The 9,622-nt window shown below is 73.6% G+C and carries 10 protein-coding genes and 1 pseudogene; 4 read left to right on the top strand and 7 right to left on the bottom strand.

Annotation, left to right across the window (positions count from 1 at the left end; all coding sequences use genetic code 11):
- Both ACIBFB_RS21265 and ACIBFB_RS21260 read right to left on the bottom strand, forming a co-directional pair.
- A pseudogene (locus ACIBFB_RS21265) lies at positions 1 to 342 on the bottom strand (hypothetical protein); the annotation flags it as partial.
- A 207-nt stretch (positions 343 to 549) separates the two neighbouring features.
- The gene (locus ACIBFB_RS21260; RefSeq protein ID WP_397232698.1) at positions 550 to 1,536 is read right to left on the bottom strand and encodes a hypothetical protein; all 987 of its coding nucleotides are present in this window, start codon (positions 1,534 to 1,536) and stop codon (positions 550 to 552) included.
- Between the two features lie 256 nt (positions 1,537 to 1,792).
- On the opposite strand from ACIBFB_RS21260, the gene ACIBFB_RS21255 reads away from it, so the two are divergent.
- The gene (locus ACIBFB_RS21255; protein WP_075925039.1) at positions 1,793 to 2,167 is read left to right on the top strand and encodes an RNA polymerase-binding protein RbpA; all 375 of its coding nucleotides are present in this window, start codon (positions 1,793 to 1,795) and stop codon (positions 2,165 to 2,167) included.
- A 100-nt stretch (positions 2,168 to 2,267) separates the two neighbouring features.
- On the opposite strand, the gene ACIBFB_RS21250 is transcribed toward ACIBFB_RS21255, so the two are convergent.
- The 3 genes from ACIBFB_RS21250 to ACIBFB_RS21240 form a co-directional block, all read right to left on the bottom strand.
- Positions 2,268 to 3,077 (bottom strand): HAD-IIA family hydrolase, encoded by an 810-nt coding sequence (locus ACIBFB_RS21250; RefSeq protein ID WP_397232695.1) that lies wholly within the window; start codon positions 3,075 to 3,077, stop codon positions 2,268 to 2,270.
- Between the two features lie 101 nt (positions 3,078 to 3,178).
- Entirely contained in the window at positions 3,179 to 3,931 is a 753-nt protein-coding gene (locus ACIBFB_RS21245; RefSeq protein ID WP_397232693.1) for an SCO1664 family protein, read from the bottom strand.
- Between the two features lie 61 nt (positions 3,932 to 3,992).
- On the bottom strand, positions 3,993 to 4,574 hold the full coding sequence (locus tag ACIBFB_RS21240; RefSeq protein ID WP_397232691.1) for a DUF3090 domain-containing protein: 582 nt from the start codon (positions 4,572 to 4,574) through the stop codon (positions 3,993 to 3,995).
- A gap of 133 nt (positions 4,575 to 4,707) precedes the next feature.
- On the opposite strand from ACIBFB_RS21240, the gene ACIBFB_RS21235 reads away from it, so the two are divergent.
- A complete protein-coding gene (locus ACIBFB_RS21235; RefSeq protein ID WP_397232689.1) occupies positions 4,708 to 5,097 on the top strand; it encodes a YybH family protein in 390 nt (129 codons plus the stop codon).
- 17 nt (positions 5,098 to 5,114) lie between these two features.
- On the opposite strand, the gene ACIBFB_RS21230 is transcribed toward ACIBFB_RS21235, so the two are convergent.
- The gene (locus ACIBFB_RS21230; protein WP_397232687.1) at positions 5,115 to 5,879 is read right to left on the bottom strand and encodes an MSMEG_4193 family putative phosphomutase; all 765 of its coding nucleotides are present in this window, start codon (positions 5,877 to 5,879) and stop codon (positions 5,115 to 5,117) included.
- A gap of 314 nt (positions 5,880 to 6,193) precedes the next feature.
- Here ACIBFB_RS21230 and ACIBFB_RS21225 point away from each other — a divergent pair, with 314 nt between their 5' ends.
- Both ACIBFB_RS21225 and ACIBFB_RS21220 read left to right on the top strand, forming a co-directional pair.
- Positions 6,194 to 7,147, top strand: a complete 954-nt coding sequence (locus ACIBFB_RS21225; protein ID WP_397232685.1) for an aldo/keto reductase — start codon at positions 6,194 to 6,196, stop codon at positions 7,145 to 7,147.
- A gap of 98 nt (positions 7,148 to 7,245) precedes the next feature.
- Complete coding sequence (locus ACIBFB_RS21220; RefSeq protein ID WP_397232683.1) at positions 7,246 to 8,982, top strand: helix-hairpin-helix domain-containing protein; 1,737 nt, start codon at positions 7,246 to 7,248, stop codon at positions 8,980 to 8,982.
- A 6-nt stretch (positions 8,983 to 8,988) separates the two neighbouring features.
- Here the strand turns inward: ACIBFB_RS21220 and ACIBFB_RS21215 are convergent, their stop codons facing one another.
- A complete protein-coding gene (locus tag ACIBFB_RS21215; protein WP_397232681.1) occupies positions 8,989 to 9,576 on the bottom strand; it encodes a Uma2 family endonuclease in 588 nt (195 codons plus the stop codon).
- Positions 9,577 to 9,622 lie beyond the last annotated feature (46 nt).

Raw genomic sequence — 9,622 nt, 5'->3', positions numbered from 1 at the left:
GGCGCAGGTGGTGCCGGGCAGATCGGCCAGCTCGCGCAGAGCCCGCACCGCGACGGGGTCGGGGCGCGCGGAACCACCGCCAGGCGTGAGAGCGGAGGTGAGAGCACCGTCGGAGGCGAGGGCAGGGGCACCGCCGGAAGCACCGCCAGGCGTGAGAGCGGAGGTGAGAGCGGGGGTGAGAGCACCGTCGTAGTCGCAGGCGATGAGGAGGCGGGGGGTACGGGCCAGAGCGGAGACCCGCCGCCGCACATCCACGGGCAGCTCCGGTGAGCCGTCGCCCGCCCTCCGGGGGCGGACTTCCGCGTTCGCCCGCGACGCCTCTGCTCCCTGCACGAGAGTCACTTCCGCCACCTCCGTCGATCCTGGTCGAACGCGGGAGCGCACGGCCCCGGTCCCGTGGAACCGGCCACGGATGTGGCCAGTGATGAAGAAGGTAAGGCAGGGAGAAAGTCCGACACATCGGACTTCATAGGACCTTAGGTGTCAGATAAGGAACTCTTAGGGTTCACGGCCACGACGGGAGTGGCGCCCCGGGCGCGTGCCGTGTGATCAGGAGACGGGGAGCGCGAGTTTGACCACGGCCGAGCACTCCTCCAGACATCCGCCGACCAGGACGGTGCCGCCAGGATGGGAGTCGGGAAAGTACAGGGCGGCGCTGGTGGAGTCCCCGGCGTCGAGCTCGTACCTGCCGACGGCCCGGTCCGCGCGCCGGTACTCGCCGTCGGACGTCCGGTACACGGCTCCCGGGAGCCCGACGTCGGCGCCGGCGGCGGCGGCGATGTCCAGCGTGACCACCAGGACCGTCTGGCCGACCGGCCGGTAGGCGCTCACCACGCTGGCCTCGACCCCACCGCTCCGGACGCGGGCCCGTCCGCCCTCGACCAGGGCACAGGAGGGATCGGCGCCGTCGACGCGGAACCGGGCGACGCGTCCGTCGTCGAAGGCGAAGTCGGTGAGTTCGACGCAGCGGCGGTCGGCGTCCCGGTCCCCGCCCCCGTAGCCCTCCTGGGCGACGTCACGGCACACCCGGTACCCCGTGTCGGTGCGGTCGACCTGGGGGTCGGTCAACCCGCGGCCACCGTCCGCCCAGGCACGGGCGACGGCCGTGTGGTGCAGGAGGTAGGTGTACGCGGGGGAGTCCTCGGCCGCCTCCTCCAGCCCCCCGCGCATCCGGTCGGGGTCGGAGGAACCGGCGAGTGCGGCCACGTACGCGTCGGCGGCGGGCGGTTGCCCGGCCCAGGCCCTGGCCCCTGCCCTGGCCCCTGCCCAGGCCCCGGCCGAAGGCGGGCTGCCGGGCGCCGATCCCGCACCCCGCGTGCGGTTCTCCGCCGCCGGGGAGGGATCCGGGGCGGGGCCGGGTTCGGCCGCGGGTTCGCGCACCCGCCGCGGCGCGGGCGCGCGGCCGGAGTCGGGTGAGGTCGCGGCCGGTGAAGCGCCCCGCGGACCCGCGTCGGGGTCCCCGTCCCCCGCGGGGAAGGGCCCGCAGCCGGTCATCGCGAGCAGGGCCGCGGCGGCGAGCAGGCGGATCGGGACCATGGCGCTTCCCCCACGAGGCGTACGGAGTGAACTCCTGAGAAGAAGTGAACTCCTGAGAAGAGCGGTGTCTGATGTCGGATCTGATTCATTCCGCCGTGCACCGCCGGGGAAACCCGCGGCACCGGGAACCGCACCGACCGCGACGGCGGCGCCCCGGCATCCCGGGTGGTTCGACCTCAGGTCAGTGGGGAATCTTGACGTGGACCGACGCGTTACATCCCGCGAGACCGCACGAGCGCCTGGAGGCACCCACACGATGGCCGAGCGAGCACTTCGCGGCACCCGGCTCGGGGCGACGAGCTACGAGAACGACCGCAACACCGACCTGGCTCCCCGGCAGGAGGTCACCTACGACTGCACCCGGGGCCACCGCTTCTCGGTCACCTTCGCGACGGAGGCCGAGATCCCCGCCGAATGGGAGTGTCGCTTCTGCGGCGACCGCGCCCTGCGGCGGGACGGGACCGGCGAGGAGCCCAAGAACGCCAAGCCGGTTCGGACCCACTGGGACATGCTGCTGGAGCGCCGGAGCATGGAGGACCTCGAGGAGGTCCTGGCCGAGCGCCTCGCCCTGCTGCGCGCACGCCGCCGCGAGGAGGCGGCGAAGGTCGAGGAGCTCGCCAGGCAGCGTTAGCACGACCGACGGCGACCCGGCACGGGCGGTGGACACGCGTCCGCCGCCCGTTCGTCGTGCCCGGAGGCGGACGGGTCCGGTCCGCCCCACCGCCCGCGGGTCAGTCCTTCGGACCGAACGGCGCGCGGGTGTTGCCCACGAGCTCCTTCACCGACTCGATCACGCGGGTGGGCCGGTAGGGGAACTGGTCGGCGGTGTCGCGGTCGGAGATGCCCGACAGGACCAGGACGGTCTGGAGGCCCGCCTCCAGACCGCTGAGGACGTCGGTGTCCATGCGGTCCCCGACCATGAGCGTGTTCTCCGAGTGCGCGCCGATCCGCCGGAGCGCCGAACGCATCATCAGCGGGTTGGGCTTGCCCACGAAGTACGGGCGGCGGCCGGTGGCCTTCTCGATCAGCGCCGCGACCGCGCCCGTCGCGGGCAGCGGGCCCTCGGCGCTGGGGCCGGTCTCGTCGGGGTTGGTGGCGATGAACCGCGCACCGGCCCGCACCAGGCGGATGGCGCGGGTTATGGCCTCGAAGCTGTAGGTGCGGGTCTCACCGAGCACCACGTAGTCCGGGTGGTTCTCGGTCATCACGTACCCGACGTTGTGCAGCGCCGTGGTCAGCCCGGACTCGCCGACGACGTAGGCCGACCCGTTGGGCCGCTGGGTCTGGAGGAACTGGGCCGTTGCCAGCGCCGAGGTCCAGATGGACTCCTCCGGGATGTCCAGCCCGGTGTTGAGCAAACGAGCACGCAGGTCGCGGGGGGTGAAGATGGAGTTGTTGGTCAGCACCATGAACGGGATCCCGTTCTCCCGCAGCTCGGCGATCAACGCGTCCGCGCCGGGGACGAGGTGCTGCTCGCGGACGAGCACGCCGTCCATGTCGAAGAGGTAGTTCCACTCGTTTTCGTTGCTCACGGGGCCCATTGTGCCGCCTGCGACCCACGTGGCGCCATTCCTACCCCCCGGTAGGGGACAGGGTTCACACCCGCGGGCGGTTCCGGTTCACACCCGCGGGCGGTTCCGGCTCACACCGGCGGCCAGGGCACCGACGGCCAGTCGGGCGCCGGGTAGGGGTGGATCCGGTGGTGGATGAGCAGGTCGATCCGGCTGGCGAGCGCGTACACCTCCGGATCGGCGAGGTGGCGGCCGAGCACGTCGGACAGCGCGCTGCCGGGGTCCTTGAGCATGTCGCGGACCGATTCCAGGGCGGCCAGCGCGTCCTCGGTGAGCGGTTCGCCCCGCCACTGCCACAGCACCGTGCGCAGCTTGTAGTCCTCGGCGAAGGAGACGCCGTGGTCGCAGCCGTACAGGTGACCGGCGGGGGTGGGCAGCAGATGGCCGATCTTGCGGTCGGAGTTGTTGATGACCGCGTCGAAGACCGCCATGCGGCGCAGGTCGGGGTTGTCGGTCTCGCGGGAGAGCGCGACCAGGTCCACGGTCGTGTCGCCGTGCACCCACAGCTGCACCATGCCCTCGCCGAACGGGCCGTCCCGGTGCACGGTGGGCGGGACGATCCCCCAGCCCAGGGCCTCGGAGACGGCGAAGGCCGACACCTCGCGACCCGCCAGCGTGCCGTCGGGGAAGTCCCACAGGGGCCGCTCCCCCGCCACGGGCTTGTAGACGCAGGCGGCCGAGCGCGCGCCGTCGGAGACCGTGCAGTACAGGGTGGCGTTGGAGGCCGAGGTCAGGCGGCCCTCGACGGTGATCTGGCCGGTGCGGAGCAGGTCGAGCCCCGCGGCGGCGTCGAGGCCGTCGAAGGCGTCGGTGGTGTCGTTCATCCGGTCCCCCGCGGCGTGCGCGCGCCGGGGCCGCCGTGTGCGGTCGTCATCGCCACCGGTGTCACACGAGGCGGTCCGGCCGGTACCCGTTCTGTCGGGCACAGATGTGACCGCCGGGGTCCAGCGGACGGCCGCACAGCGGGCAGTCGGGGCGTCCGGCGGCCACGACCTTCATCGCGCGCCCGGCGAACGCGCGGGCCTCCCCGGGCGTCAGGTAGACGCGCAGGACGTCGCGGTGCGGAGGAGCCTCCTCGGCGAAGACCTCCAGCTCCTCCTCGTCGTCCTCGACCAGGTCCTCACCGGCGGACTCGTCGATCTCCTGGGCCTCGATGATCACGCGCGCGGCCTCGGCGTCCCAGGCCAGGGCGAGCGTGCCCACCCGGAAATCCTGCTCGATCGGCTGTTGGAGGGGGCCGTCGTCCTCGGGCGGGGTGGTGTCGCCCGGGGGTGTCCCGAACCGGCGGTGCACCTCTTCCAGCAGCTCCTCGATGCGGGTCGCCAACGCCTCGACCTGGGCTTTCTCCAGGACGACGCTGGTGATCCGCCCCTCCCCCACGGCCTGGAGGAAGAAGGTGCGGTCTCCCGGCTGGCCGACCGTTCCGGCGACGAACCGCTCCGGCGGGTTGAACTGAAAGACGGGCATGCCATGAACCTTAAGGGATGGAGGACGCTCGTCGCCCCATCGTTCCCGCGCTTGACATCAAGTTAACTTGACGTAGTTCGCTGTCTCCCGGAGCACACCGGCTCCGCCCTCGCCGACGATTTCGGGAGACACCATGAGCACCACGCGACACAGCGAGATCCACGCCCTCGTCCAGAGCTTCGAGGACGCCTTCAACGCGCACGACCCGGTCGCCCTGGGCGAGCACTTCGCCGCCGACTCCCTGTGGACCAACGCGGTCGGCAGGCAGGTGCGCGGCCGCGACTCCGTCATCGCCCTCGGCAAGGAGGTCGTGCCGAAGCTCGCCGACGCCTACGCCCGCTACCGCGTCGTCGACGTCCTGGACATCCGCCCGGACGTCGTCGCCGTGCACGTGGCGCAGGCCCCGGTCGACGCCGGCGGCGCCCCGGCGGAGGGACCGGGTGGCAGCGCCGTGTACGTCTTCGCCCTCGGCGACGAGGGCTGGAGGATCGTCGTGGGCCAGAACACGATCGCGGCCGCCTGAGGCGGCCGCCGCTCCCGTCAGGCTGCGCCGGAGCCGTCCGAACGCCCTCCGGCGCCGCCGCCGACCGCCGCGTCGCCGCGCGCCTCGGCCCGGGTGGGCAGGCTGCCCGCCAGCCCCTCCCCCGTGTCGTTGAGCGTGTTGAGGAAGGGACGCGTACGGGTGTAGGTGATGGAGGTGATCGAACAGGGGTCGACGCGCAGACGCTGGAAGAGGTCCAGGTGCAGGCCGAGGGCGTCGGCGACGATCGCCTTGATGATGTCGCCGTGGCTGCACACGACGTACACCGGCGGCCCCTGTTCCCCGTCGGCCCGGGCCAGCGACACACGGCCGTTCCAGTCGCGGATCGCCTCGACCGCGCGCGCCGAGGCCGTGGCCAGGGCCTCTCCGCCGGGGAAGCGCGCCGCGCTGGGGTGGTCCTGGACCACCCGCCACAGGGGTTCGGCGGCGAGCTCCTCCAGCCCCCGACCGGTCCAGGTCCCGTAGTCGCACTCGATCAGGCGGTCGTCGGGTGTGACCGCGGCGCCGAGGAGTTCGCCGACCGTCTCCGCGGTCTCCCGGCACCGTTCGAGCGGGCTGGACACCAGCGCGGCGGGCCGCAGTTCGGCGAGCCGGCGGGCCAGGCGGGCCGCCTGCGCACGGCCGGTGTCGTTGAGGTGGACGCCCTCGGCGCGCCCCGCCAGTCGGGGGCCGGTGGCGTCGGTCATGCCGTGGCGGACGAGGAGGAGGGTGACCGCCTCGGCCGCGGGGGGACGGGCGTCCTGGTCTGCTTCGGGTGTCGCCATGGCACCACCCTAGGGCGTGTGCCGCGCACACGTCCCCCGCTGCGCCGGGCCCGTACGCCTCGCGGCGCGTCCTCGTCGGCCGAAGGCCGTATCACGGGGCTTGCTCGTCGAGCCGCCGCCGCAACCCCGACCTCGGGGACGGGGGTGGACGCCCGTTGTCCGTCGGCGACCCGACCCGTTCGCGGGCGGTGGAGGAGCGGCCCGAGCGTCCGGTCGGACCGGTGCCGCTGGGCCGGGCGTCCCGGGCGGCCCGGAGCCCTCGCCGGGACGCAGGCCCCGGCCCCTGGTCAGACGGACACGGTACTCTCCGCCGCATGGAACAGCGACAGGCGGGCAGATCAGGACTGTGGGTGTCACGCACCGCCCTGGGCACGATGACCTGGGGCAAGGACACCTCCGAGGAGGAGGCGGGGCAGCAGCTCACCGCGTTCGTCGACGCGGGCGGCACGCTCGTGGACACCGCCGACATCTACACGGGCGGGCAGAGCGAACGCATCCTGGGCCGGTTGCTGAACGCCGCGGTGCGCCGCGAGGACGTGGTGGTCGCCACCAAGACGGGGCACACGCCGGAGGGGTACCGCCCGGTGGACTGCTCCCGGCGGCACCTGCTCGCCTCGCTGGACGCGTCGCTGCGGCGGCTCCAGACCGACTACGTCGACCTGTGGCAGCTGCACGTCTTCGACCCCGCCACCCCGCCGGAGGAGTCCCTGGCGGCGATGGAGACCGCGGTCGCGGCGGGCAAGGCCCGGTACGTGGGCACGGGGAACCTGGAGGCCTGGCAGTTCGCCACCCTGGCGACGTGGCAGCGGGCCCAGCCCGCACGCGTGCCGCTGGTGACCGCGGGGACGGAGTACTCCCTGCTCAACCGGGACGCCGACCGGGCGCTGCGCCCGGCGACGGCCGCCGCCGACGCCCACCTGATCGCGTGGTCGCCGCTGGGTCGCGGTGTGCTCAGCGCCAAGTACCGCAACGGAGTGCCGCCGGACTCGCGGGCGGCGTTCCCGCACATGGCGCCCTACGTCGAGCCCTACCTGGACGAGCACAGCCGCCGCGTGGTCGAGTCGGTGTGCACGGCCGCCGAGGGCCTGGGCGTGCCGCCGCTGGCGGTCGCGCTGAGCTGGGCCCGCGACCAGGAGGGGGTGGCCTCGGCGGTGGTCGGTCCGCGCACGCTCCCCCAGTTGGAGGGGATCCTGCGGGTGGAGGCGGTGGAACTGCCCCCGGAGATCCGGGACGCCCTGGACGACGCCACCTCCGGGCGCGGACGCTGACGGCGGGCACGGGCCGGCCGAACCCGGAGCGGACGGTCACCGGGACTCGGTAGGCTCCCAGGGTCCTTCCAACCGCGTGACGAGGGGAACCATCCGAGGTGTCCGAGGCTGTGGAACAGGTCAGTGCCGTCCTCGACCGGATGGGGGCGCCGCGCGTCCTGGCGCCGCGCCTGGCCGCGGAGCTGGGCCCGGGAGCCGCCGCCGCACTGGAGGCCAACCCGTGGCTGCTGCTGCGGCTGCCGGCGGTGACCGTCGAACAGGCCGACTACTGCGCGCGCCGAGGCCTGGGCGACGAGGCCCGGCCGGACGATCCCCGGCGGCTGGGCGCGTTGACCGCCCACGTGCTGCGCCAGTCGGCGCGGCGCGGGCACACGGCGGTCGAGGAGCGGCGGCTGGCGGCGATCGTCGGCAAGCTGGGGGTGGCCGACCCCGCTGCGGCCCTGGACGCGGCCGTGGCGGACGGTTCCTCGGTGGTCTTCGAGAGCACCGACGACACCGACGACGACTTCGACTTCGCCGAGGGCGGGGTCCCCGACCTCCCGGACGCCGAGCGGTTCCACGCCCTGCCCGACATCGGCCACGCCGAACAGCGCCTGGGCGAGCAGCTGGCGCGGTTGATCGGCGGCAACGAACCGGTCATGGACGCGCTGACCGCCGCCGAGACCGTGGACGCGGCGGTCGAGCGGCACGGGTTCACGCTGTCGGAGCGCACGCGCGAGGCGCTGGTGACCGTGGCGCTGCGCCCGGTCACGGTGCTGCGGCACGGTCCCGGAGACGCCGCCGAGGTGGCCCGGGCCCTGGTGTGCCTGCACGCGATCGCGGCCGACAGCCAGGTGGGCCTGGCCGTGGCCGCGCCGACCGCGCGGGCGGCGGCCGAGGTGAACCGGGAGCTGACCCGCTGCTGGGGCGAGGACGAGCCCGGGTTCCGCGCCGTGTCCCTGCCCGAACTGCTGGGTCGGGCCCCGCTGGAGGTCGGGTTGGTGGTGCTGTGCGAGGCGATGTCGGTGGGCGTGGCGCGGGCGGCCGAACTGGTCTCGTCGTGCGCCGACGACGCCCACCTGGTGCTGGTCGCCGACCCGCACCAGGCGCCTTCCGCGACCCCGGGCCGGGTGGTGGTGGACGTGGCGGCCTCCCGGACCGCGCACGTGGCCGAGGTCGCCGACCCGGGCGAGCCCGGGTCCATCGCCGAACTGGCGCAGGCGGTGGCCGACGGGGACGTGCCGGAGGTGGCGGCGCCGGAGCGGGAGGTGGTCCGGGTGCCCGCCGCGTCGGCGGAGGAGGCCGCGCACCGCGTGGTGCAGCTGCTCACGGACTCGATCCCGCGCGCGCTCGGCATCGCCCCCGAGGACGTGCAGGTCGTGGCGGCGCGGGAGGACGGACCGGCGGGCGCGGGCGCACTCAACGCCGCGTGCAAGGAGCGGCTGAACCCGGGACCGGGCGCGCACGGGGGCTTCGACGCGGGCGACCGCGTGCTGCTGGTCGCCGAGGGCCCCGGGTACGGGCCGGGCGACACGGGGTTCCTGCGCGAGGTGGGCGAGGCGGCGGTGGTCGAGCTGGCCGACGGGCGGCGGGTGTCGGTGGCGGAGCCGTCGGCGCTGCGGCCGGGCTGGGCCGTCACGGTCGCCGCGGCGCACGGGAGCCGGTGGCCCGCCGTGGTGGCGGTGTTCCCGCCGGAGGCGGCGGTGTCGCGCCCGCAGGTGTACACGGCGCTGACGCGGGCGGTGCGGCACGTGTCCCTGGTGGACGCCACGGGGGGCGCGCTGGAGACGGGTGTGCGGGAGAACGCGGGCGCGGAGCGGACGACGCGGCTGGTGCGGGTCCTGCGGGAGGCGTGAGGGGGGTCAGCGGCCGTACCTGGGGAAGACGGACGTGTCGATCCGGACGTCCTTGAGCGGTTCGGGCAGGACCACGTCGGTGCCGAATCCGGAGTCGTGCCTGGCCTGGTATTCGCCGTCCTTCGGGTCCCAGTACAGGCGGGTGGTCGCGTTCCTCGGGTCGATGATCAGGTAGAGGGGGATCCGCCATCGCGCGTACAGGGACGGCTTGACCTTCGTGTCGTTGGCGGCGTTGCCCGGGGAGACCACCTCCACCACACAGTCGACGTCGTCCGGGCTCACCAGCCAACCGTCGTCGTCCATAAGAACATCGGGGATGATCATCAGGTCGGGAATGGCGTAGTCCTCCCCGTCGGGGGCCTCGACGGAGCACACTTGCGCCATCGAACGATCATGGGGCAACTGCTCCACCAGTTGAACGGTGAGCCGACTGAGCACACCCGCATGCTTCCTCGACGGTGTGGGTGACATCACGATGGCCCCTTCAAGGACCTCCACCCTGAATCCCGGAGGGACGTCGAGGTGGTCGGCCAGATCACGCAGACTGACCGGGGCCGGACGCGCGTCGGAGGACTTTTCCAGAATGGCGGTCATGGGCTCCCCTTCCTTTCGCTTCGCCATCGTGGAGACCTCCGGGGAC

The organism is Nocardiopsis sp. NPDC050513 (genome assembly GCF_044457925.1).
Taxonomy (GTDB): domain Bacteria; phylum Actinomycetota; class Actinomycetes; order Streptosporangiales; family Streptosporangiaceae; genus Nocardiopsis.
Note: the sequence above shows the minus strand (reverse complement) of the source record. Positions and strands in the feature narration are given on the sequence as shown.

Coding starts and splice junctions, on each gene's coding strand:
- ACIBFB_RS21260 (WP_397232698.1), bottom strand. CDS start 1,536: ATGGTCCCGATCCGCCTGCTCGCCGCCGCGGCCCTGCTCGCGATGACC.
- ACIBFB_RS21255 (WP_075925039.1), top strand. CDS start 1,793: ATGGCCGAGCGAGCACTTCGCGGCACCCGGCTCGGGGCGACGAGCTAC.
- ACIBFB_RS21250 (WP_397232695.1), bottom strand. CDS start 3,077: ATGGGCCCCGTGAGCAACGAAAACGAGTGGAACTACCTCTTCGACATG.
- ACIBFB_RS21245 (WP_397232693.1), bottom strand. CDS start 3,931: ATGAACGACACCACCGACGCCTTCGACGGCCTCGACGCCGCCGCGGGG.
- ACIBFB_RS21240 (WP_397232691.1), bottom strand. CDS start 4,574: ATGCCCGTCTTTCAGTTCAACCCGCCGGAGCGGTTCGTCGCCGGAACG.
- ACIBFB_RS21235 (WP_397232689.1), top strand. CDS start 4,708: ATGAGCACCACGCGACACAGCGAGATCCACGCCCTCGTCCAGAGCTTC.
- ACIBFB_RS21230 (WP_397232687.1), bottom strand. CDS start 5,879: ATGGCGACACCCGAAGCAGACCAGGACGCCCGTCCCCCCGCGGCCGAG.
- ACIBFB_RS21225 (WP_397232685.1), top strand. CDS start 6,194: ATGGAACAGCGACAGGCGGGCAGATCAGGACTGTGGGTGTCACGCACC.
- ACIBFB_RS21215 (WP_397232681.1), bottom strand. CDS start 9,576: ATGACCGCCATTCTGGAAAAGTCCTCCGACGCGCGTCCGGCCCCGGTC.